Here is a 20,923-nt window from a genome sequence, read left to right on the forward strand (position 1 = left end):
AGGACCGTATGGCAGGATTTGACATCGTTATGCGAGGCCGCGAAGCCTAGGTCTGCTCGGGCTTTCCGAAGTTTTTTCGGAGAGCCGGACGCAGGACAGGCATTTGCCGCTGCCGGTCGCCGCCTCGGGGCAGGCGGCCTACCATACTGAACCTCCCGCTCTTTTGGAGCGCCGCAAGGCGCGGAATGCGGGTTTCCCAATTTGATTTTACCGGGACCGGGCTCGTTTGCGCCCGGATGACATCATGGCTCGTTTCAAGATCGATCTGCGCGCGAGCGCCTTTCGCAGCGTGCTCGGCTTCACGTTCAGCCACTGGCGGCGCCAGCCGTGGCGGCTTTCGCTCATCATGGGCGCATTCCTGCTCTCGACGCTGGCCGACGTGCTGACACCCTTCTATTCCGGCCGCCTTGTCGATGCGGTCGCCAGCGGCGCCGGAACCGACGCAGTCGCCTGGAACGCGGCAATGCTGGCGTTCTCGATCCTGATGGCGCTGGCGCTGGCAGGCGTCGTGCTGCGCAATGCCGCCTTCCTGTGGATCGTCGAACTGACGCTGAAGATGATGTCGGACATTGCCGCCGATGCCTTCCACCGGGTGCAGCGCTTCTCGACGGACTGGCACGCCAACAGCTTTGCCGGATCGACGGTGCGCAAGATTACGCGCGGCATGTGGGCGCTGGATCTGCTCAACGACACGATCCTGATCGCGCTTCTGCCGTCGGTCGTCATGCTCGCCGGCTCGACGCTGCTGCTCGGCTGGTTCTGGCCGCTGATGGGGGCCGTGGTGGCGGCCGGCTCGGTGCTGTTCATCGCCGTCACGGCGATGCTGTCGCTCGGCTATGTCGCGCCGGCCGCGCGGCTCGCCAACAGCTGGGACACGCGGCTGGGCGGCGCGCTGGCCGACGCGGTGAGTTGCAACGCCGTCGTCAAGGGTTTTGGCGCGGAGACCCGCGAGGAGACGCGGCTGGCGCGTGTGGTCGCCAAATGGCGCCTGCGCACGGGCCGTACCTGGATGCGCGGCACCGCCAACGGCACCACGCAAGGGGTGCTGCTGCTGGTGATGCGGGCGGCGGTGATCGGTCTTGTCCTCATGCTGTGGGCCTGGGGCCAGGCAAGCGCCGGCGATGTCGCCTTCGTGCTGACCTCGTTCTTCGTGCTGCAGGGCTATCTGCGTGACATCGGCACGCATATCCGCAATTTGCAGCGCTCGATCAACGACATGGAGGAACTGGTCGACTTCCAGTCCGAGCCGCTCGGCATCGAGGACCGGCCCGGCGCTCGGCCGATCCGGATCACCGATGGGCACATCGCCTTCGACAAGGTGACGTTCCACTACGGCAATCACCTTCTGCCGCTCTACCGCGATTTCTCGGTCGATATCGCGGCGGGCGAACGCGTCGGGCTGGTCGGGCATTCGGGTTCGGGCAAGACGACCTTCGTCAAGCTGATCCAGCGGCTCTATGACGTGAATGCCGGGCGGATCCTGATCGACGGGCAGGACATCGCGCAGGTCGAGCAGGCTTCGTTGCGCGGCCAGATCGCCATCGTCCAGCAGGAGCCGATCCTGTTCCACCGGTCGCTTGCCGAGAACATCGCCTATGCCAGGCCCGGCGCCAGCCAGGCCGAGATCGAGCATGCGGCCAAACTCGCCAGCGCGCATGATTTCATCACCAACCTGCCCAAGGGCTATGGAACGCTGGTGGGCGAGCGTGGCGTGAAATTGTCGGGCGGCGAGCGCCAGCGCGTAGCGATCGCCCGCGCCTTCCTGGCCGACGCGCGCATCCTGATCCTGGACGAGGCGACATCGAGCCTCGATTCGGAATCGGAAGTGCTGATCCAGAAGGCGATGGAGCGGCTAATGGTCGGGCGCACGACCCTGGTGATCGCGCACCGACTCTCGACGGTGCGGGCGCTCGACCGGCTGCTGGTCTTCGATCGCGGGCGTATCGCCGAGGAAGGCTCGCATGACGACCTGATCAGGCTGAACGGCGGCATCTACCGGCGGCTGTTCGAGCGCCAGGCGCTCGAATTGACCAAGGGCCTTGTCGCCTGAGGAAAGGACGGCGCCCGGCTTCTGCCGGGCGCCGTCAGCCGCAACGAAGCTCGGGCGCGAACACGATACTGGTGAACCGGACACCAGTGGCAGACAATTACAGGGCAGGGGCTGAGCTAAACCTGTCGCGAGCCCATCAACTGGCGCGTTATGTCCGAAGCGCCTGCTGCTCGACGTATGATCGTCCGACAATCCGTCTTCAAATTCCGCGGTTGCAACCGCTCGCTCGTTATGCGGTTAGAGCGGCTCAATATGTTTTTCAAATTACTTTATATATATTAAAGTTTTAGGTGTTTCTATTTTAGTCCTTATCTATTCATGCGCCCTGAAGCAACTATTTTATTGTATTTACAGAAAAGAAAATCAGATATGGCAGAAGAGGGCCTCTTGGAGATTTTTCGCAGGAAGCCGACCGAATGGAGATTTCCTTTGGGAAGCACGGCCGCCTTTAGCGCTTTCGTATAGGCATTCACGATGGATCTTGTCTCCGCAAAAGCGGATCCGGGAAAGGTGGCTGCGCCGCTGGAATCCCATGGCTCGGTTCGGCCTTTAGCCGCCGAGGATCTCGAGCAAGTCGCCGCGCTCTTCCTGATGAAGTTCCGCCATCGCCGCCGCCAGCGCGATCGCGCGATCACGCGGACAGCGGACTATATGAGGGAGCTTTACCTTGACGGGGATGAGAGCAAGGCTCTTGTCCAGATCAACCCGCAGGGTCGCCTGGGTGGCTTCATGGGTGTTCTGAAAGCCCGCTATGAGCTCAACGGAAGGGCACTGAAGGCGGCCATCATCGGCCCCTTCATGACCGACTCCAGCACCGATCACGGTTGGGCCGGGCCGCAATTGCTGCGTACGCTGCATCAAGGCGAATTCGACCTGTACCTGACCGATTCCGCCAACCGGACGTCCTTGGCCTTCGCGCGTCCGATGAAATATCAGCTCCTGCCGGTGCATTGTCTGGAATGGACCTGCGTTTTCCGACCGGGCGCCATGGCCGTCGCCATGTTGCGCCGCAAATGGTCGGCGATGCCTCGCCTTGCGCTCGATCCCTTCGCGGGGGCATTCGATGCTCTTGCACGAAGAAGGTTCGAGCCGCCGGCTCAGTACTCGTCAAGCCAACGGATCCACCGGGAGCTGATCGATGCGGCCCGGTTCGCCGAGCGGCTGCCTGTCCTGATGACCGATTATTCCCTGCGTCCGAGCTGGAAGGACGGCGAGTTGCCGCGGTTGCTTGCGCTGGCGGCTGAGAAGCAGGCCGACGGGCCACTTCATTTCGGCGGGATTTGCGACGAAACGGGCAAGATGCTGGGATGCTACGCCTTCTATGGCCAGGCCGGCGGCATCGCGAACCTGTTGCAAATCCAGGCGTCCGGGTCCCACTGGGGGGCGACGCTGGATGCCCTCATCGCGGCGGCGCGGGATTTGGGCTGCGTGGGCATTACCGGCCAGACCCAGAGCAGATTCATGCCGCAACTCTTCGGCTACAAGAACGTCTTCTTCCACTATGCCGGCGGCACGATGGTCCGCTCGCGCATCGCCGAGGTCACTGAAGCGGTCCGCTCCGGCGACATCTTCATCGGCGGGTTGATGGGCGATCGCTGGACCCGGCTCAGTTCCGATGATTTCGGCCGCGTCTGACCATCGTGCGATATGACGCAATTCCGGACGGAGCGCTACGGCGAAGCCGCCGAGCCCAGCTACGGCGAAGTCGCCGAGCCTAGCTACGGCGAAGTCGCCGAGCCTAGCTACGGCGACGTCGCCGAGCATGATCGTTTCACTTGGACTTGTTTTGAATCAGGCGAACTTGCGCGGCGCGGCGCAGAAGCCGGCAATGATCTGGCAAAGGTCGGGTTCGTTGACCATACGGACGGCTTCGTTCGGGCCGACCCATTGGCGCGTGCGTGAGCGCTTCTCTTTCCAGCGATCCGCGACGCGCTCGACATGCAGCGGAAAGACCAGCACCTCGCAAGGCACTTCCTCGCCTGAGGCGAGGACCTTGGCATAGAAATACCGGCCGGCTTCCAGATGCGAGACGGTGCCGCGCAGCCCGGCTTCCTCGCCTGCTTCGCGCGCGGCGGCCTTGCAAAGGGGTTCCCTGGCCTCCGGCCAACCCTTGGGCAGCACCCAGCGCCCGGTGTCGCGGCTGGTGATCAGCATGATCTCCACGCCGTTCCCGCCCTCGCGCCAGGGCAAGGCGGCGACCTGCAGGCGACAAGGCGCGACGCCGAAGAGCCGCCGGACTCTTTCGGCCATCTGGTTGTGCGTTGTCGGCCTCGTCAACATGGTGAGAAGCTGCCCCCAGCCTCCAGAATCGTTTGCCACCTTAGGAATCTTACGGCGAATTATGAGCTTTAAAAGTAAAAAACTTCACTCCACCCGCAAATACCACCAGAAAAGGTCATTTGGCCAAGTAGTTGCGCCTATCGACGCGGCTACTGGAGCTGCCTTTGAGGCAGTTCCTGTGGACACATGAAGGCCGTTCAGCCGGCGTGATCATCGGCGATCGGCTTCTGGTAAGTGAAGCCCATATCCCACGGAAAGTAGATCCAGGTGTCCTGGCTGACCTCGGTGACGAATGTGTCGACCAGCGGGCGGCCCTTCGGCTTGGCATAGACGGTCGCGAAATGCGCCTTCGGCATCATGGCGCGCACTATGCCTGCCGTCTTGCCGGTATCGGTCAGGTCGTCGATGATGAGCACGCCGGCCCCCTCATCAGCGAGCAGCGGGGGCGAAATCTCCTTCAGAACCTGCAGCTGACCCTGGCTGGTGTAGTCATGGTAGGAGGCGACGCACACCGTCTCGATGACGCGGATGCCGAGCTCGCGCGCGATGATGGCGGCGGGCACCAGTCCGCCGCGCGTGATGCAGACGATCGCTTTCCATTGTCCCTTGTTGGCGCCGGAAAGCCGCCAGGAAAGCGCACGGGCGTCGCGGTGGAACTGGTCCCACGAGACGGGAAAGGCTTTTTCGGGAAGGGACATGGTTCGCGCACTCCGCAAGGCGCGCCGTCGGCGCGCAGAAAACACTGGAATGCAGGCGGAATTAGCCGGAAAGCGCCGGGCTTGGCAAGGGGAGGGTTAGCGAGGGCTGTGGACTCTAAAGTGCGTAGCACTGAGACGAATTGAAGCGACGCGCTTTAGCTTGACGCAGGTCGCGACCTCGAACAGCCTTGCGACTTCGAGACCTGCGCTCACCGCGACAGGAAGGCCGCCACATTCGTCGTGCGCAGCACCGTGCGGGTGACGCCGCCGAACAGAAGCTGGCGCAGCCAGGAGTGGCTGTAGGCGCCGAGCACCAGAAGATCGGCGCCGGACTCGGTTATCCGCGACTGGATGATATCGTCGACTGAGGAGCCGTTCGATTTCTGCACGCAGACGCTGACATTGGCGCCGTGGCGCGACAGCGCCGCCGCTATCTCGGCACCGGCGGCTTCCGGAGATTCATCCAGCGTCTCCGGCGGGTCGATGACGAGAATGTCCGTCTTGTCGGCCTGGGCGATGAAAGGCAGGGCATCGAAAGCGGCGCGGGCCGCTTCCTTGCTGCCGTTCCAGGCAAGCAGCACACGGCGGAAGGTGGTGACCAGCGGCCCGGCGTGGGGCACGACCAGCACCGGCCGGCCGGCATCGTAAACCAGCGTGTCGACATCGGCGCTCGGATCGCCGCCGGCCTCGCGCTGCGCGGCGATGATCAGATCGGCGGCGCGCACGCTCGAGATGCCGGTCAGCGCGCTGTCGCCAGAGAAGCTTTCCAGGCTTCGCCATTCGAAGGAGAGGCCGGATTCCTCGATCCGCTTCAGGAAATAGGCCTGCAACTTGTCGGCGCGTTCCTTGTTCATCTCGGCCGAGACCTGAAGGAACTCGGTATCCGGGAAGCCGGTGGCCGATGTGTAGGGCACGGGAAGCGCCTCGGCATGGATGCCGACGAGATGGCTCTCGAACCTCTCGGCAAGCGGAAGGGCGCAATCGAGAACGCGCTCGGCGTCCTGTTCGTTCTGCAAAATGGCGACGATTGTCTTGAAGCGCATGACCGGTCCCTCAATTGTTTGCGTGCGCGGCGAAGGAACGCCTCAGCGCGTTGACTGGTTCCAGCCGAACGCCGGTCAGTCTGCCTTGACGAAGCCCGCCACCATCGCCTCGACGTCCTTGCGCGCGGCCTCGAGCGCTTCCTCGCTGCGGGCTCGCACGACGAGCTCGGTCCAGAACTTGCCGTCGCCATATTTGGGGTAGGAGCCGATGATCGTGTCGGGATGCGCCTTCTGGATCTCGGCCAGCGGCCCGCCGATCAAGCCCTCGCCGAAGGGACAATGGACCGTGGCCGACAGCATCTTCGTGCCGGCCTTGAGCGTCGGCACGACATTGTCCAGCATGGCCTGGAAGATCGACGGCACGCCGGCCATGACATGGACATTGCCGAAGCGGAAGCCCGGCGCGACGGAGACGGGATTGTCGATATGGTCGGCGCCGCGCGGCATGCGCGCCATGCGCTTGCGCGCTTCGGTGAATTCGATGCCGCGCCCGGCATAGCTCGCTTCGAGCAGCGCATAGGCCTTGGCGTCGTATTCGCAGGGCACGCCGAAGGCCTTGGCGATCGAGTCGGCGGTGATGTCGTCATGCGTGGGGCCGATGCCGCCGGTGGTGAAGACGTAGGTATAACGGGCGCGCACGGCATTCACTGCCGCAACGATCTCGTCCTCCTCGTCGGGGACGATGCGCACTTCCTTCAGGTCGATGCCGATCGCCGTCATGATGTCGGCGAGGTGGCCGATATTCTTGTCCTTGGTGCGGCCGGAGAGGATCTCGTCGCCGATGACGAGCATGGCGGCGGTGACGATTTCAGGCATGGCGGGCTCCGGCAAAAGATCGCCTGAGATAACGCGGCCGGCGGCCGGCCGCAATGCGAAACCCGGATGGGTCGGATGCGCGCTTGTGGCGGCGCCCGTTGCGGATATGGTGCGGTCGGTCGGGCCGGGGTGAAAACATGCCGATATCGATTGTCTTGTGGCTGCTTGCCGGCTTGCTTGTCGCGGCGACCCTTGCCGTGCTCGCCCTGATGCTTGCGACATGGCGGATCGCGGCAAAGGCCGAAGGACTGGTGCCGCCTTGCGGGAAATTCATCGAGATCGACGGCAACCGCATCCACTATGCGGAAGAGGGCGAGGGCAGGCCGATCGTCTTCCTGCACGGGCTCGGCGCTCAGCTCCACCATTTCCGCCACACGCTGTTCGGGCGCTTCGGTTCCGGTTGCCGGCTGATCGCGCTAGACCGGCCGGGCTCCGGCTATTCGGTTCGGGCAAGCGGCGCGACCGGCCGATTGCCCGAACAGGCCGACATCGTGCGGCGCTTCATCGAGGAATTGCGCCTGGAACGGCCACTCATCGTCGGCCATTCGCTCGGCGGGGCGATCGCGCTTGCCCTGGCAACAGGGCATCCGGAAGCGATTTCCGGCATCGCGCTGCTCTCGCCGCTGACGCATCTCGAAGCGAGGATACGTCAGCGGTTTGACCTGCTCTATGTCCCATCGCCGTTGCTGCGCCGCGTCCTGGCCCACACGGTGGCGATACCGCTCAGTCTTCGTTACGCGCGGCCGACGCTGAGGTTCATCTTCGCGCCGCAAGCGGTTCCCGCGGGCTACATGGTCGCCGGCGGCGGCTGGCTCGGGTTGCGTCCGTCCCACTATTTCGCCACCTCCACCGATGTCGTGGCCGTGGAACGGGACCTTGGCGAAATCGAACGGCGTTACAGTGACATAGCGATGCCGGCAGGCATCCTGTTCGGCACCGGCGACCAGGTGATCGCCGAGGCCGTTCATGGCGAACCGATGCTGGACAAGATCCTAGGCCTCGACTTCGAACGGGTCGAAGATCTCGGCCACATGCCGCAATTTATGGAACCCGAACGGGTCGTGGCCTTTATCCAACGTGTCGCCGCGCGTGCTTTCGCCGACGCGCAATGATTTCGGCTTGCGCCTCCCGCGCGCGCCACGGGCGTTCACGAGGCGTCACATAAAAGTGTCGGACATTCCGTCTCACCTGGGATTTCCGATGGAACTTTAGTCGCCGCCGCAGGGTTTCGTCCGTATCGCTGTGGGGCTTCGGCCCCATGTATTTTGCGATCGAGAGAAATGGAGAAATCCAATGCTTACAAGACTTATCGCAGCTTCGGCGCTGGTGCTGGCCATGGGTGGCGTCGCCATGGCGCAGTCATCGGATGACTGGTGGTGGCACCGCGACCATCGTCCCGCGGCGAGCGAGCAGGTAGACCCCTATGCCACAGGCAGCATCAATGGTGGCTCCGGGCTGACCACCTACGGCAATACCGGTGCCATCGGGCCGTGTGCCGACACATCGCCCGGTCCGGATGCCAACTCGCAGCAGAACGTCAACGACCATTATTGCGGCAAATAGGGTCGCATAGTCGCCAGCGGCCGGTATGAAGCCTTGGGCTTTGCCGGTCGCGGGGGCGACTACACCTTATCAATCAGATACTTCGGTCTGCGGGCGATCCCGGCCATCGGCCAGTTCGTCGTGCCACTTGCCGTCGGAATCCTCATATTGGATGCCGTCGGTGGTGCCGGCGATCTGCTGTTCGGCCGAGGCAATTTCGGCGGCGCGCAACGCTTCCTGGTGCGTGCGGAAAGTTTCAGAGAATGTCGTGCCAACCTTGTAGGCCCAGCCGCCATCATGCTCGACGATCTTGTAAGTCAGCTTCGCCATGGAATCCTCCGGTTAAGAAACCTGCTCAATGCAGCTTTCCGTCGGGCAGCCTGTCTTCAGGAACCAGGACTTCCGATTCCTTGGCCGCCTCGACGAGGGCGCGACGCGCGTCCGCTGTCGAACGATAACCTTCCAGCGCCTTGAGGCAAGTGTCGAGAGCATCACGATGACGATCGCCGCGATTGAGCGGCCAAACAGTCATCAGGCACTCGGCGGCCTCGCGGGTGCTTCGGATCTGGCGATATCTGCCGACATGGCCGAGTTCGACCACCACCGGCTTTTCAAAGGGCTTGTTGTCCATCATGGCCGCAACGTAGAGCGGCCAAATTGGTTGCAGTTGTGGCGAGGATCCTGCGCCCAAACGTCTCAGGACCTGCTCGTTTCCGGTTAGCCGGCGGCCTTCATCCAATGCCGCATCGTCGTCACCGAACGCGCCAGCTGCGGCGCCGGATGGATTTCCTCGCCGAAGGCAGCCGCCGCGCGCCAGCCCCAGCGCGGATCGGCCAGGAATGCGCGCGCCAGCGCCACCATGTCGGCACGGCCGTCGGCGACGATCGCCTCGGCCTGGCTCGGATCGTCGATCAGCCCCACGGCGCGCGTCGGAATGCCGGCGCCCTTGCGCACGGCTTCCGCCAGATGCACCTGGTAGCCGGGGCCGGGCGGCACCTGCTGCAGGGGCGAATTGCCGCCGCTGGAGCAGCACAGATAGGCGACGCCCTCGGCCTTCAGCGCCTTGGCCACCTCGATCGCGTCCTCGACGTCGAAACCGCCGTCGACCCATTCCTTCACCGAAAGGCGCGCGCCCAGCATCATGGACGGAGCGGCCTTCCTCACCGCTCTGGCGATCTCGACCGCGAAGCGCATGCGGTTTTCGAGCGACCCGCCCCAGCGGTCCGTGCGCTGGTTGGAAAGCGGCGAGAGGAACTGGAAGATCAGATAGCCATGCGCGGCATGCAATTCGGCAAAGTCGAAGCCGGCGCGTTCGGCGCGCACGGCCGACTGCGCAAAACGCGCAATGAGTTCCAGGATCTCGTCATCCTCCAACGCATGCGGCACATTCCAGCCCGTGTCATAGGCGATGGCCGAGGCCGAAACCGTCTGCCAGGGATCTTCACCCGGCTGCAGCGGACCGCCGCCTTCCCAGGGTTTGCGGTTGGAGGCCTTGCGTCCGGCATGGGCCAACTGGACGCCGAACTTCGTGCCGGGCGCGGCGACGCGCCTGGCGGCGTCGAGCGTGCGCTTGGCGGCCGCCTCGTTGTCGTCGGAATAGAGGCCAAGGCAGCCATGCGAGATGCGGCCGCGCCGCTCGACATCGGTCATCTCGACCGTCACCATGCCGGCGCCCGACATTGCCAGGTTCATCCAGTGATGGAGATGCCAGTCGCTGGCCGAGCCGTCCTCGGCCGAATACTGGCACATGGGCGCAACCGCGATGCGATTGGGGAAGGTGAGGCCGCCGAGGGTGATCGGCTGGAAAAGCGATGACGTCATGAAACGGGCTCCTGGCGAGATACCGCTATCTAGGCAGTCGCGGCGTGTCGCGCCAGACACGAGCCGGTGAAACTGTCGCTGGACCATTCGGTTTCCGGGATTGCGCAGGTCGTCGTTCGCCAATAGAGCGGCTCCGCGTTTCGAAGGACGCGGAGCCGCTCTTTTTCTCGTTTGATGCAATTTCGGACGGAAAACCGTTTCACACTTTTCCTGAATTTGCTCTATCCCTTTGCGGCCAATACGGAGGTCGTCATGGAAGATCGCGTTCGCATCCGTTCGGAGGAGGTTCTTTCGGACGACTGGGCGGTGCTGAAGAAGACGGTGCTCGATTATCGCCGCCGTGACGGACGATGGGAGACGCAGACCCGCCAGACCTATGATCGCGGCGACGGCGCGGTGATCCTGCCCTTCGATCCGCAGCGCTCGACCGTGCTCCTGGTGCGGCAGTTCCGTTTCCCCGCTTACGCCGTGGGCTATCGCGAGCCGCTGATCGAGGCCTGCGCCGGGTTGCTCGACGAAAACGATCCCGAAACCGCCATCCGCAAGGAAGCGGAGGAGGAACTGGGCTACCACCTGAAGGATATCGAGCGGCTGTTCGCGCCGTTCATGAGTCCGGGCAGCGTGACGGAGCGGCTGTGGTTCTTCACCGCTCGCTATTCGCCGGCCGACCGTATTTCTGACGGCGGCGGCTCACCGGAGGAAGGCGAGGACATCGAGGTTCTGGAAATGCCGTTGGACGAGGCGCTGGCCGGCATCGCCGACGGCCGCATCGTCGACGCCAAGACGATCATCCTGATCCAGCACCTCAAGCTGAGCCCGATCGTCGGCTGAACCGGGGGTGGCCTGCCAGCCGAAGCTCCTCCTTCGCCAAGGCTTCGGAGGACACGCCTTCGTCTAATCAACTTGGGGGTGGCCCGCCACCCGAAGCTCGAAGAGCGAAGGGTGGTGCGGACGACGGGAATCGAACCCGTACGATCAGAGATCGAGGGATTTTAAGTCCCTTGCGTCTACCAATTCCGCCACGTCCGCAGGCGTGCCCTTTTCAGATGCCTGATATGAGCCGTCAAGCGATGTTTCGGACCGTCAGCAGTTTGCGTGGTCGCCCATCGCGTAGATTTAATATTAGCGATGTTTAAAATGCAGAGTTCTCCAAACCGATCTCATTAGCGTTTGTCTGCGAGCATCGGGCCGGTCTTGATGGTGGAACCATGCGTGGGGCAGGCTGGATCAGGGGGCTCAGGGAGGCGGAGGCGCGGCAGCTGCGCAGCGAGATCGATCGGCTCGAGCGGGGTCTGATCGAGGCCGCCAATTCAAAGGCCAAATGGAACCTGCACGAGGTTGCGCACACGCTGCGCTGGCAAAAGGCGCGGCTTCGGCGGCTGGAGGAGTGCCTCGCCGCCATGCCAGAAGGAAAGAGGGCTTCGGACCGATCCTGACCGGCCGGTCGCAAGCGTTCAGCCAAGCATATCCGCCACATCCGCCGTGGCGAGGGCAGGGCGGTTGGAAAGTGGCGCGATCACGGAATTACGGTCTGCTAAAGGAACGCTAAGTTTCGCGACACGGCGGATCGATCCGCCGAGGCCGGCGTCCATCAGGCCCCTACCCATTCCCCCGCCCCCTGCGGGCGTCGGCCACCTGAATTTTCGAGAGACGATGCGGGCGAGGTGTTCCGCATCGTCGCGGCGATGCAAGCCTCAGAATTTATAGCTGAAATTCACGCCTAGCGTCTGCAGTTTCACGTCCTGGTCGCGCTCGGTGAAGGTGTCCGAAGCATCGAAATGCTCCTTGCCGAAATCGTAGTAGCGGTATTGCGCGCCGACGACGACATTGTTGGTCAAGGCATAGTCGACGCCGGCGCCGAGCGTCCAGCCGGTGCTGGTGCGGGTCCGGGCAAAGGCCGTGCCCGCCGTCTGCGACGTCTCGATGCCGGCGAAAGCGATGCCGCCTATGCCATAGATCAGCACGCGATCCATGGCGTAGCCGGCCTTGGCATTGATCGATCCGAACCACTTGACGTCGGTGCCGAACGCGTTTGCCGGGCCGGCGGTGCCGTCGATCGAGGCGTAGTTGAGATCGGCCTCCGCGCCGATCACGGCCTGATCGAACTGCCAGAGCCCCGCGACATGGCCGCCGACGAAACCGCCGTCGATATCTGGCTTCACCGAAAACGGACCGCCATTGTCGCCGGTGATGTCGGACCGGCCCCAGCCATACCCGGCCTGCATGCCGGCATAATAGCCGGTCCAGTCGAACCCGGGAGCGGTCATCGGCAGATTGGTGCCCATGTCCGCCGCCCAGGCAGGGCCGGACAGCAGGGCAAGAAGACCAGCACTGGCGAGCGTCATTCGACGCATCGAGCACTCCGAAATGGCGGTTTCGAAAAACTCCTTCGGAAAGAGTAGCCTCATTCACTGCGAAACGGAATTGCATCTCTGCAACAGTGGTTTACGACCTGACGCTCTGGCTCCGGGCGCCGACATTTGCCAAACTGGCCCAAGCAGAGGACTCAGCCGATGACGAACGCCAAGCCGACAAGCGCCGCAAAGCCAAAGCCGTGGACGGAGGTTGCGACACATCTGGTCGATGTCGCGATGGGCCGAAAGCCCGCGGATCTGGTCATCCGCAACGGCCGTTGGGTGAATGTCCATTCGGGAGAAATCATCCCCGGCACCGATATCGCCGTTGCCGCCGGCCGCTTTGCCTATTGCGGGCCGAATGCCAGCCATGCCATCGGGCAGGGGACGAAGGTCGTCGACGCCGGCGGGCGCTATCTGGTGCCCGGCCTTTGCGACGCGCACATGCATGTCGAGAGCGGCATGGTGACGGTGACGGAGTTCTGCCGCGCGGTCATCCCGCACGGCACCACCTCGATGTTCATCGATCCGCACGAGATCGCCAATGTGCTTGGACTGCCGGGTGTGCGCCTGATGCATGACGAGGCGGTCGCGATGCCGATCAACGTGCATGTCCAGATGCCGTCCTGCGTGCCCTCGGCGCCGGGGCTGGAGCATGCCGGCGCCGAATTGACGGTCGCCGACGTCGCCGAGGCGATGACCTGGGAAAACATCATCGGGCTGGGCGAAGTGATGAATTTCCCCGGTGTCGCCGCCAACGATCCGGTGATGTCGGGCGAGATCGCCGAGACGGTCAGGGCCGGCAAGACGGTCGGCGGGCATTATGCATCGCCCGATCTCGGCCTGCCGTTCCATGGCTATGTAGCCGGCGGGGCGGAGGACGACCATGAAGGCACGCGCGCCGAGGATGCGATCGCCCGCGTGCGCCAGGGCATGAAGGCGATGCTGCGGCTGGGATCGGCCTGGTACGACGTCGCGGCGCAGGTCAAGGCGGTGACCGAAGGCGGCATCGACCCGCGCAATTTCATCCTGTGCACCGATGACAGCCATTCCGGCACGCTTGTGCATGAAGGCCATATGGACCGCGTCGTGCGGCACGCCATCAGCCATGGGCTGAAGCCGGTGACGGCGATCCAGATGGCGACGCTCAACACCGCCCAGCATTTCAGGCTGGAACGCGAGATCGGCTCGATCGCGCCCGGACGTCTGGCCGATCTCCTGATCGTTTCGGACCTTGCCCAGATGACCATAGACGAGGTCTATGGCCGCGGCGTCCGCCTGGCGAAGGCCGGCAAGCTCGAGATCGACATTCCCGCCTATGACTATCCGCCGACGGCCAAGAACACGGTCAAGCTCGGCAAGAAGCTCGCGGCGAAAGACTTCGACATTTCGGCGCCGCAAGGCGCCAACGAGGTGCGGGCGCGGGTGATCGGCGTGATCGAGAACCAGGCGCCGACGCGGGCGCTGGAGGCCGATCTCGCCGTCGAGGACGGGTTGGTCGCCATGGATCGGCGCAACGACATCTGCCAGATCGCCCTGGTCGAGCGCCATCGCGGCACGGGCGGCGTCACCAACGCCTTCGTCTCCGGTTTCGGCTATGTGGAGGACTGCGCGATGGCGTCCAGCGTGGCGCATGACGCGCACCACATCATCGTCGTCGGCACCAACAAGGAAGACATGGCTCTGGCCGTCAACCGGCTGAGCGAGGTGGGCGGCGGCGTGGTGCTTTATTCCAAGGGCAAGGAACTGGCGCTGGTCGAGATGCCGATCGCCGGCCTGATGTCGGACGAGCGCGCCGAGATCGTCGCGGCGAAGGCCGAGCAATTGACCGAGGCGATGCGCAAGGTCGGCTGCTCACTCAACAACGCCTATATGCAGCACTCGCTGCTGGCGCTGGTGGTGATACCGGAGCTGAGGATCTCGGATGTCGGCCTGGTCGACGTGACGACGTTCCAGAAGGTCGACCTGTTCGTCTAGGGCAACTCAGCCGCCGGTCGCAATGGTCAACACCTTGAACGGCGTGGTGATGACGACCTCAGCAACTGAACCGACCGCCTTGCCGAGGCCCTGGCCGATATTGTTGAGCTGCGTCGGGTCGGGCTCGTCCGAGGCAAGCCCGGCCGGCGTGCGCAGCCGGTTGCCAAGCAATTGCACCAGGATCGGGTTGTCCGCGAATTTGGCATGATTCAGGCCGCCGTCGCCGCCCTTGGCCTGGGTCAGGTCGACGACCGTCACGCCGTAATTGGCGAGATCGGCGGCGTTGCCATAGTCGCCGACGCGCGGCTTGTCGCCGGAAATGAAGCTCGACAGCTTCAGCGCCCGGTCGTCGCCCGAAAGCAGGATGGCGAAGGGCTTGTCGGGCTTGCCGTAGCGGATCATCTGCTTCTTGAAGACGTCGACGTCGATGTCGGGCGAGGCGAGGATGACATAGCCGAGCTTACCGCCGAGGTCGCGGTCGCCGGTGATGGCGAGCTGGCGCAGCGCTTCCATCGTCAGCCAGGTGCCCATCGAATGGGCGATGATGTCGATGCTCTTGACGCGTGTCTTGGCAAGCATCCTGAGCGTCGCCTCGAGATCGTCGCGCGCGGCGGTGGAGCTGTCCTTGTCGTAGATGTAGCCGGTCGTCCTGGCGCTCGATGCCCATGAGAACAGCACGGGCGTACCAGAATATTTCGTGTCATGCGCTATCTGCGTGATGCGAAAGATGCCGTCGTCAAAACCGTTGTTGAAGCCGTGCACGAAGACCAAGGCGCGATCGCCGCGCATGGAAATGTCGGCGCCGACCGCCTTGGCGAATTGCTGCGCGTCGCCAAAGTGGACGACATTGGTGGCGGTGAACTGCTTGGCCGGGTTGGAGTCGGCCGAGCCCTTGGCGCGTTCGATAGCGCCGGCCTGGTGGGTCTTCGGCACGGTGACGTCGACGCGAGCGTAGCTAGTGGTCGGCGAACGGTCGCCGTCGAACACCTGGCGCGGATCCTTGGTCGCCTGCTGGCGGGTGGTGGCGACGAAAATCTCATGCTTGGCGGCAATATCGGAGGCGGGCGCCGTGACAGCTTTGCGGTTGAGCAGATCGTGCGTGGGACCGGCGCAGCCGGCGAGGGCGAGCGCGAAGGCAAGGCCGACAACGATCTTCGCATGCACAGTCACCCGGGGTCCCCCAAGGGCGGCAAATCTCTCTATTACTCCGATAAAGCCTGAGGGCTGTCGGGTCCAGTTCAAAGTCCATGCGATGCGGAAACCCGCACCGATAGGGTTACTGCGCGGCCAACTGGCGGATGCGGTCGGTCACGTCGCGATCGCTGGCGAAGCCATCGTCCTCGCGGAGCCGCTGTCCGATCATCTGCACCATCATCGGGTTGTCGGCGAATTTGGTGTGGTTGAAGCTGTCGCTGCCCTTGACCTTGGAAAGATCGACCACCGTGACGCCATAGGAGGCAAGGTCGGCGGCGTCACGGTAGTCGCCGACGCGGGGGCGCGAGCCGGCGATCAGGCCGGAGAGCCTGAGCGCGCGGTCGTCGTCCGACAAGAGCAGGATGAAGGGCTTGTCCGGCTTGCCGTAGCGGCGCATCTGGCTCTTGAAGACGTCGACATCGATGTCGGGCGAGGCAAGCACCACGTCGCCGAGCTTGCCACTGAGATCGCGGTCGCCGGTGATGGCGAGCTGGCGCAGCGTCTCCATCGTCACCCAGGTTCCCATCGAATGGGCGACGATGTCGATGCGCCGGGCGCCGGTCTGCGCCAGCATCCTGAGCGTCACCTCCAACTGGTCGCGGGCGGCGGCAGCACTTTCCTTGTCATAGACATAGTCGGTGGTCTTGGCGCCGGACGCCCAGGAGAACAGCACCGGTGTGCCCGGATAGCCGGAATCGTGGACGATCTGGGTCAGCCGGTAGACGGCATCGTCGAAGCCGGTGTTGTAGCCGTGGACGAAGACCATCACGCGGCCGCCGCGGGCGTCGATGTCGGCATTGAGGGCGCTGACGAATTTCGGCTGCGTGTCGTAGCCGACGACTTCCGAAGCCATGAAATACTTGGCCGGATCGTCCGACTTGCCGCGCGAACGGCGCTCGATCTGGCCGGTCTGGTGAACCGGCGGAACGGTGACGTTGACGCGGGCGTAATTGAGCGTCGCCGAACGTTCGCCGTCGAAGACCTTGTTCGGGTCGTCGGAGCGCTTGCGCGTGGTGGTGATGAAGATCGAGTGGTTGCCGGCGATCTCGGTCGCCGTCGTCGGCACGACGACGCTGCCCAGGATTTCCTGCGTCTGCTGGCCCGCGCAGCCTGCCGTCAGCAGGGCGAGGGCAATGATCAGAATGGTCTTCAACCGCACGTCGACACTTCCACTGCAATTCCACCGCGGCCACGATTGGCCGTCCACCTCCGCGGAAATCTCCCGGACAGGCGAAGTGCGGCTAAAGTAAGTCGTGTCCAGCGGAAACTGGCTCAGCGCCGGGCGAGGACCATCCTAGTGTTGCGCGAAAGCCAAAAGGGCGGCAGGAAGGTCTGCCGGCAAGGACGATGGCTGTCCCTGCATGCGCCAAGATCAGAATGAGGAACTTGTGGTGAACAGCTTTTCCGCCCGCGTTGCCGTGGCTGCCGAAGCGATCCGCGGAATCTTTCCGGAAACGCCGCTGCAGGAGAACGACTACCTGTCGAAGAAGACCGGCGCCCGCGTGCTGTTGAAGCGTGAGGACCTGACGCCGGTGCGCTCCTATAAGATCAGGGGCGCCTTCAACTTCTTCCGCAAGGCGCTCGCCGCAGGCAACAATGCCGAGCTGTTCGTCTGCGCCTCTGCCGGCAATCATGCGCAGGGCTTTGCCTTCGTCTGCCGCCATTTCGGCAAAAAGGGCGTCGTGTTCATGCCGGTGACGACGCCGCAGCAGAAGATCGACAAAACGCGGCTGTTCGGCGGCGATTTCGTCGAGATCAGGCTGGTCGGCGACTTCTTCGACGATTGCTACCGCGCCGCCTTCGAATTCACCGAGAGCGCCGGCGCGCATATGGTGCCGCCTTTCGACCACAAGGACATCATCGAGGGCCAGGCGACGGTCGCCCATGAGATCGCGGCGCAGATGCCGGGCGGGCGGACACCCGATATCGTCATGCTGCCGGTTGGCGGCGGCGGCCTGGCCGCCGGGGTGACGCATTATTTCGCCGACCAGCATCGCGACCCGCGCTTCGTGTTCTGCGAGCCGGCGGGCGCGCCGAGCCTCGCCGAGAGCCTTGCCAGCGGCAAGCGGGTCAAGCTCGCCAAGGTCGACAATTTCGTCGACGGCGCCGCGGTGGCCGAGATCGGCCGCGAGCCGCTGCGCCATCTCAAGGACTTCACCGCCGATGCCGTGCGGCTGGTTCCCGAGAACCGGCTCTGCGCCACCATGATCGAGATGCTCAATGTCGAGGGCGTCGTGCTGGAGCCGGCCGGCGCGCTGGCGATCGACGCGCTCAAGGATTTTTCGCGCAAGGAGATCAGGGGCAAGACGATCGTCGCGGTCGTCTCCGGCGGCAATTTCGACTTCGAGCGGCTGCCGGATGTGAAGGAGCGGGCGCTGCGTTTCGAGGGCCTGAAGAAATACTTCATCATCCGCTTCCCGCAGCGGCCTGGCGCGCTGCGCGATTTCCTCGAAATGCTCGGTCCCGACGACGACATCGCCCGCTTCGAGTACCTGAAGAAGTCGGCGCGCAATTTCGGCTCGGTGCTGATCGGCATCGAGACCAAGGACCGCCGCAATTTCGACCTGCTGAAGGCCAATTTCGACACCGAGGGCGTGCAGTATCAGGACATCACCGACAACGAGACGCTGGCGGGGTTCATCATATGAGCGCAAAACAAAGCACGGCTTTCGTGGCGCTGTTTTCCGGCATCAATGTCGGCGGCAACCGCATCGTCAAAATGGCGGAACTCAAGGCCTTCTTCGAAGGTCTGGGCTTTACCGATGTCGCGACCTATGTGCAAAGCGGCAATGTCGTGTTCCGGGCGAAGAAGGGAGACGCGGCGGCGCTGACCAAGGAACTCGAGACAGCCTTCGAGAAGAAGTGGGGGTTCAATTCGCGCATCCTGGTGCGCGACGCCGGCTGGTTCGCGCGGCTGGTGAAGGACAATCCCTATCCCGAGGTAGTCGGCGAGCCGACCAAGCTGCACGCCTATGCGCTGGAGCGCGAGCCGACCGCCGAGGAGACGCAGCGGCTCGCCGACAAATGCACCGGTCCGGAGCGCTTCGAGATCAAGGGCGACGTGCTTTACCTGCATGCGCCGGACGGGCTCGGCAAATCCGTGTTCGCCAACCTCATCGGGCGAACGCTGAAGGTGCCCGGCACGGCACGCAACTGGCGCAGCGTGCTGGCGTTGCTGGAAATGGCCGGCAAGGCCGGCGGCGCCTGAAGCCGTAGAGCTAAGCGGCCTTTTGCCAGTCGAAGCTCAATTCCTCGCGGAAGGCGAAGCGCTTGATGTGGTCTGCGACCACGCTCTCCAGCCGATCCAGCGAAGCTTCGTCGTCGGCGGCCAAGGCGATGTGCAGCGCATGATCGTCGGCGTCCATCACGGTGCGGCCGATCGAGAGCTGGATGGCGCCGTGCTGCGGGTCGAACTCGACAGGGAACTTGTGCGACCAGTGCTTGCAGAGCTGCTGCAGATAGCGGCTCGCATGCTCGGTGGCGACATCGGCGCGGCTGGTCGGCATGGAATTCTCCTGGCGGATGAACGAACGCCAGCCTGGATGAGGCTGGCGCCCCGTTAGATAGGCACGGCGCCAGAGCGGTTCACCGTTTCGCGGAAACGGCGAACCGCTCTGTCTCCTTATTTTGACGCAATTCCGAACGGAAAACCGCTCACACTTTTCCTGGAATTGCTCCGGCGGCCGCTGCTTAAATCGGCGTGGATCGCCGGCTTTACCAGACGCCGGTGTTCGCCATCGAGGCCCATGGTTCGGCCTTCGCCTTGGCGGGACCCTTCTGCAGCAGCTCGATCGAGATGCCATCCGGCGAGCGGATGAAGGCCATGTTGCCGTCGCGCGGCGGCCGGTTGATGGTCACGCCATTGTCCATCAGCTTCTGACAGGTGGCGTAGATATCATCGACCTCATAGGCGAGATGACCGAAATTGCGGCCGCCCTTATAGTCTTCCGGGTCCCAATTGTAGGTCAGCTCGACCAGCGGCGCCTTCTCATTGATGCCGCTCTGCTCGTCTTCCGGCGCGGCGAGGAAGATCAGCGTGTAGCGACCCTGGTCGTTTTCGTAGCGGCGCACCTCCTTCAGGCCGAGCTTGTTGCAGTAGAAATCGAGCGACTGGTCGATATCGGCGACGCGGACCATTGTGTGCAGATAGCGCATGGCGGCTTCCTCAAAGTGTTGGGGTTGGCAGCCACCTTAGGGGCCACCCGGCGAAAGGGCAATCGTCCGACAATAGCGGCGGCGGGGCCGATTTCGGGCCTCGCCATTTGTCTTCGGGACGCGCCGGCAAACAACATTTCAGCCTTTCCGGTACTGAACGGTGAAAAAAGGCACGTCAGCCCTTGCACACCCCGGAAGCCGCAGTGTTAATCTCTTGGCAAGAATCAGTCGCGGTTCAGTTGGAAGAAGGGGGCATTCTTATGGGGGAAAAGGCCTCTTTTACGAGGCGGGACGGAAGCCTTGACGACGCCTTGCAGCGGGACAGTGGCGGCGACCCCGCCGAGCTTGTCGAAATCGCCGGCGCTATCAAATGGTTCGACGTGGCCAAAGGCTACGGCTTCATTCTTCCGGACGACGGCGTCTCGGGTGATATCCTCCTCCATGTGACTTGTCTTCGAAAGGACGGCTTTCAGACCGCGCTCGAAGGCGCGCGGGTCGTCTGCCTTGTGAAACAGGGCGAGCGCGGCTTGCAGGCGTTCCGCGTCCTGTCCATGGATGCCTCGACGGCGGTGCACCCGGCAGAGCAGGAACAGCGCACCCACGTTACCGTCAACCCGGAGAGCGGCCTCGAGCGGGCCCTGGTCAAGTGGTTCAACCGCACCAAGGGTTTCGGCTTCCTGACGCGGGGCGAGGGGACGGAAGATATCTTCGTCCACATGGAGACGCTGCGGCGCTACGGCATAACCGAGCTCCGGCCCGGGCAGGTCGTGCTTGTCCGCTTCGGACGCGGCGACAAAGGCCTTATGGCCGCCGAAATCCATCCCGATATGGGTACCTTGTCGGTCTCGCACTAAAGCATGTCTCCCGAAAGCGGGAACCGGTTTCGGGATCAAGACATGCGCAAAATCAAAAACCTAAAGCGCGTGGAGCGAATCTGAAAGATCGCGACGCGCTTTAGGGCCTCTCGACGCAGTCGAAAAGCCCTTGGCCGCG

22 protein-coding genes and 1 tRNA gene are annotated in these 20,923 nt (G+C 63.6%); 10 read left to right on the forward strand and 13 right to left on the reverse strand.

What is annotated here, in order from left to right; all coding sequences use genetic code 11:
- The first annotated feature begins 244 nt into the window (after nucleotides 1-244).
- Both RFM41_RS17750 and RFM41_RS17755 read left to right on the forward strand, forming a co-directional pair.
- Entirely contained in the window at nucleotides 245-2,050 is a 1,806-nt protein-coding gene (locus RFM41_RS17750) for an ABC transporter ATP-binding protein (RefSeq protein WP_320244753.1), read from the forward strand.
- 510 nt (nucleotides 2,051-2,560) lie between these two features.
- Entirely contained in the window at nucleotides 2,561-3,685 is a 1,125-nt protein-coding gene (locus RFM41_RS17755; protein ID WP_320244755.1) for a hypothetical protein, read from the forward strand.
- 156 nt (nucleotides 3,686-3,841) lie between these two features.
- Here RFM41_RS17755 and RFM41_RS17760 read toward each other — a convergent pair whose 3' ends face one another.
- The 4 genes from RFM41_RS17760 to RFM41_RS17775 form a co-directional block, all read right to left on the reverse strand.
- Nucleotides 3,842-4,330, reverse strand: a complete 489-nt coding sequence (locus RFM41_RS17760) for an NUDIX hydrolase (protein ID WP_320245473.1) — start codon at nucleotides 4,328-4,330, stop codon at nucleotides 3,842-3,844.
- Between the two features lie 197 nt (nucleotides 4,331-4,527).
- Nucleotides 4,528-5,028: a xanthine phosphoribosyltransferase gene (gene gpt / locus RFM41_RS17765; protein ID WP_127860037.1), complete on the reverse strand. Its 501-nt coding sequence runs from the start codon at nucleotides 5,026-5,028 to the stop codon at nucleotides 4,528-4,530.
- Between the two features lie 209 nt (nucleotides 5,029-5,237).
- Nucleotides 5,238-6,071 carry a universal stress protein gene (locus tag RFM41_RS17770; RefSeq protein WP_320244757.1) on the reverse strand — a complete coding sequence of 278 codons (834 nt, stop codon included), beginning with the start codon at nucleotides 6,069-6,071 and terminating at the stop codon, nucleotides 5,238-5,240.
- 75 nt (nucleotides 6,072-6,146) lie between these two features.
- Nucleotides 6,147-6,887, reverse strand: a complete 741-nt coding sequence (locus RFM41_RS17775; RefSeq protein ID WP_320244759.1) for a competence/damage-inducible protein A — start codon at nucleotides 6,885-6,887, stop codon at nucleotides 6,147-6,149.
- A 137-nt stretch (nucleotides 6,888-7,024) separates the two neighbouring features.
- On the opposite strand from RFM41_RS17775, the gene RFM41_RS17780 reads away from it, so the two are divergent.
- The gene (locus RFM41_RS17780; protein WP_320244761.1) at nucleotides 7,025-7,999 is read left to right on the forward strand and encodes an alpha/beta fold hydrolase; all 975 of its coding nucleotides are present in this window, start codon (nucleotides 7,025-7,027) and stop codon (nucleotides 7,997-7,999) included.
- Nucleotides 8,000-8,180: 181 nt separating this feature from the next.
- Nucleotides 8,181-8,450 carry a hypothetical protein gene (locus RFM41_RS17785; protein ID WP_320244763.1) on the forward strand — a complete coding sequence of 90 codons (270 nt, stop codon included), beginning with the start codon at nucleotides 8,181-8,183 and terminating at the stop codon, nucleotides 8,448-8,450.
- A gap of 69 nt (nucleotides 8,451-8,519) precedes the next feature.
- On the opposite strand, the gene RFM41_RS17790 is transcribed toward RFM41_RS17785, so the two are convergent.
- The 3 genes from RFM41_RS17790 to RFM41_RS17800 all read right to left on the reverse strand — a co-directional run bounded on the left by RFM41_RS17790 (nucleotide 8,520) and on the right by RFM41_RS17800 (nucleotide 10,250).
- Nucleotides 8,520-8,759 (reverse strand): DUF2188 domain-containing protein, encoded by a 240-nt coding sequence (locus RFM41_RS17790; protein ID WP_320244764.1) that lies wholly within the window; start codon nucleotides 8,757-8,759, stop codon nucleotides 8,520-8,522.
- Between the two features lie 25 nt (nucleotides 8,760-8,784).
- Nucleotides 8,785-9,063 (reverse strand): DUF982 domain-containing protein, encoded by a 279-nt coding sequence (locus RFM41_RS17795; protein WP_320244766.1) that lies wholly within the window; start codon nucleotides 9,061-9,063, stop codon nucleotides 8,785-8,787.
- A gap of 83 nt (nucleotides 9,064-9,146) precedes the next feature.
- On the reverse strand, nucleotides 9,147-10,250 hold the full coding sequence (locus RFM41_RS17800) for an NADH:flavin oxidoreductase/NADH oxidase (RefSeq protein ID WP_320244767.1): 1,104 nt from the start codon (nucleotides 10,248-10,250) through the stop codon (nucleotides 9,147-9,149).
- 252 nt (nucleotides 10,251-10,502) lie between these two features.
- Here RFM41_RS17800 and RFM41_RS17805 point away from each other — a divergent pair, with 252 nt between their 5' ends.
- Nucleotides 10,503-11,081 (forward strand): NUDIX domain-containing protein, encoded by a 579-nt coding sequence (locus RFM41_RS17805; protein WP_320244768.1) that lies wholly within the window; start codon nucleotides 10,503-10,505, stop codon nucleotides 11,079-11,081.
- Nucleotides 11,082-11,193: 112 nt separating this feature from the next.
- On the opposite strand, the gene RFM41_RS17810 is transcribed toward RFM41_RS17805, so the two are convergent.
- Nucleotides 11,194-11,279 (reverse strand) — tRNA-Leu (locus RFM41_RS17810).
- 179 nt (nucleotides 11,280-11,458) lie between these two features.
- Between RFM41_RS17810 and RFM41_RS17815 the strand changes: the two genes are divergently transcribed.
- Nucleotides 11,459-11,686 carry a hypothetical protein gene (locus tag RFM41_RS17815; RefSeq protein WP_320244769.1) on the forward strand — a complete coding sequence of 76 codons (228 nt, stop codon included), beginning with the start codon at nucleotides 11,459-11,461 and terminating at the stop codon, nucleotides 11,684-11,686.
- 258 nt (nucleotides 11,687-11,944) lie between these two features.
- Here the strand turns inward: RFM41_RS17815 and RFM41_RS17820 are convergent, their stop codons facing one another.
- Entirely contained in the window at nucleotides 11,945-12,604 is a 660-nt protein-coding gene (locus tag RFM41_RS17820; protein ID WP_320244771.1) for an outer membrane protein, read from the reverse strand.
- A gap of 159 nt (nucleotides 12,605-12,763) precedes the next feature.
- On the opposite strand from RFM41_RS17820, the gene ade reads away from it, so the two are divergent.
- On the forward strand, nucleotides 12,764-14,581 hold the full coding sequence (gene ade / locus RFM41_RS17825; protein WP_320244772.1) for an adenine deaminase: 1,818 nt from the start codon (nucleotides 12,764-12,766) through the stop codon (nucleotides 14,579-14,581).
- Between the two features lie 6 nt (nucleotides 14,582-14,587).
- Here the strand turns inward: ade and RFM41_RS17830 are convergent, their stop codons facing one another.
- Both RFM41_RS17830 and RFM41_RS17835 read right to left on the reverse strand, forming a co-directional pair.
- Nucleotides 14,588-15,751, reverse strand: a complete 1,164-nt coding sequence (locus RFM41_RS17830) for an alpha/beta hydrolase (RefSeq protein WP_320244774.1) — start codon at nucleotides 15,749-15,751, stop codon at nucleotides 14,588-14,590.
- Nucleotides 15,752-15,857: 106 nt separating this feature from the next.
- On the reverse strand, nucleotides 15,858-16,934 hold the full coding sequence (locus RFM41_RS17835; protein ID WP_320244775.1) for an alpha/beta hydrolase: 1,077 nt from the start codon (nucleotides 16,932-16,934) through the stop codon (nucleotides 15,858-15,860).
- Between the two features lie 232 nt (nucleotides 16,935-17,166).
- Here RFM41_RS17835 and ilvA point away from each other — a divergent pair, with 232 nt between their 5' ends.
- On the forward strand, nucleotides 17,167-18,423 hold the full coding sequence (gene ilvA, locus RFM41_RS17840) for a threonine ammonia-lyase IlvA (RefSeq protein WP_320244777.1): 1,257 nt from the start codon (nucleotides 17,167-17,169) through the stop codon (nucleotides 18,421-18,423).
- Entirely contained in the window at nucleotides 18,420-18,983 is a 564-nt protein-coding gene (locus RFM41_RS17845; RefSeq protein WP_320244780.1) for a DUF1697 domain-containing protein, read from the forward strand. Before ilvA ends, RFM41_RS17845 begins: the two co-directional genes overlap by 4 nt.
- A 10-nt stretch (nucleotides 18,984-18,993) precedes the next feature.
- On the opposite strand, the gene RFM41_RS17850 is transcribed toward RFM41_RS17845, so the two are convergent.
- Together RFM41_RS17850 and gloA are read right to left on the reverse strand one after the other, a co-directional pair.
- A complete protein-coding gene (locus tag RFM41_RS17850; RefSeq protein ID WP_320244781.1) occupies nucleotides 18,994-19,281 on the reverse strand; it encodes a DUF2218 domain-containing protein in 288 nt (95 codons plus the stop codon).
- 208 nt (nucleotides 19,282-19,489) lie between these two features.
- Complete coding sequence (gloA, locus tag RFM41_RS17855; RefSeq protein WP_320244782.1) at nucleotides 19,490-19,930, reverse strand: lactoylglutathione lyase; 441 nt, start codon at nucleotides 19,928-19,930, stop codon at nucleotides 19,490-19,492.
- Between the two features lie 260 nt (nucleotides 19,931-20,190).
- On the opposite strand from gloA, the gene RFM41_RS17860 reads away from it, so the two are divergent.
- On the forward strand, nucleotides 20,191-20,784 hold the full coding sequence (locus RFM41_RS17860) for a cold-shock protein (protein ID WP_320245474.1): 594 nt from the start codon (nucleotides 20,191-20,193) through the stop codon (nucleotides 20,782-20,784).
- Nucleotides 20,785-20,923 lie beyond the last annotated feature (139 nt).

Source organism: Mesorhizobium vachelliae (assembly GCF_033977325.1).
GTDB lineage: Bacteria > Pseudomonadota > Alphaproteobacteria > Rhizobiales > Rhizobiaceae > Mesorhizobium > Mesorhizobium vachelliae.

Excerpts from the sequence above, each read along its gene's own strand:
- RFM41_RS17815 (WP_320244769.1), top strand. The coding sequence starts at position 11,459 with ATGCGTGGGGCAGGCTGGATCAGGGGGCTCAGGGAGGCGGAGGCGCGG.
- RFM41_RS17750 (WP_320244753.1), top strand. The coding sequence starts at position 245 with ATGGCTCGTTTCAAGATCGATCTGCGCGCGAGCGCCTTTCGCAGCGTG.
- RFM41_RS17800 (WP_320244767.1), bottom strand. The coding sequence starts at position 10,250 with ATGACGTCATCGCTTTTCCAGCCGATCACCCTCGGCGGCCTCACCTTC.
- RFM41_RS17845 (WP_320244780.1), top strand. The coding sequence starts at position 18,420 with ATGAGCGCAAAACAAAGCACGGCTTTCGTGGCGCTGTTTTCCGGCATC.
- RFM41_RS17820 (WP_320244771.1), bottom strand. The coding sequence starts at position 12,604 with ATGCGTCGAATGACGCTCGCCAGTGCTGGTCTTCTTGCCCTGCTGTCC.
- RFM41_RS17780 (WP_320244761.1), top strand. The coding sequence starts at position 7,025 with ATGCCGATATCGATTGTCTTGTGGCTGCTTGCCGGCTTGCTTGTCGCG.
- RFM41_RS17790 (WP_320244764.1), bottom strand. The coding sequence starts at position 8,759 with ATGGCGAAGCTGACTTACAAGATCGTCGAGCATGATGGCGGCTGGGCC.
- ade (WP_320244772.1), top strand. The coding sequence starts at position 12,764 with ATGACGAACGCCAAGCCGACAAGCGCCGCAAAGCCAAAGCCGTGGACG.
- RFM41_RS17860 (WP_320245474.1), top strand. The coding sequence starts at position 20,191 with ATGGGGGAAAAGGCCTCTTTTACGAGGCGGGACGGAAGCCTTGACGAC.
- gpt (WP_127860037.1), bottom strand. The coding sequence starts at position 5,028 with ATGTCCCTTCCCGAAAAAGCCTTTCCCGTCTCGTGGGACCAGTTCCAC.
- RFM41_RS17795 (WP_320244766.1), bottom strand. The coding sequence starts at position 9,063 with ATGATGGACAACAAGCCCTTTGAAAAGCCGGTGGTGGTCGAACTCGGC.
- RFM41_RS17760 (WP_320245473.1), bottom strand. The coding sequence starts at position 4,330 with ATGTTGACGAGGCCGACAACGCACAACCAGATGGCCGAAAGAGTCCGG.
- RFM41_RS17775 (WP_320244759.1), bottom strand. The coding sequence starts at position 6,887 with ATGCCTGAAATCGTCACCGCCGCCATGCTCGTCATCGGCGACGAGATC.
- gloA (WP_320244782.1), bottom strand. The coding sequence starts at position 19,930 with ATGCGCTATCTGCACACAATGGTCCGCGTCGCCGATATCGACCAGTCG.
- RFM41_RS17770 (WP_320244757.1), bottom strand. The coding sequence starts at position 6,071 with ATGCGCTTCAAGACAATCGTCGCCATTTTGCAGAACGAACAGGACGCC.
- RFM41_RS17805 (WP_320244768.1), top strand. The coding sequence starts at position 10,503 with ATGGAAGATCGCGTTCGCATCCGTTCGGAGGAGGTTCTTTCGGACGAC.
- RFM41_RS17785 (WP_320244763.1), top strand. The coding sequence starts at position 8,181 with ATGCTTACAAGACTTATCGCAGCTTCGGCGCTGGTGCTGGCCATGGGT.
- RFM41_RS17850 (WP_320244781.1), bottom strand. The coding sequence starts at position 19,281 with ATGCCGACCAGCCGCGCCGATGTCGCCACCGAGCATGCGAGCCGCTAT.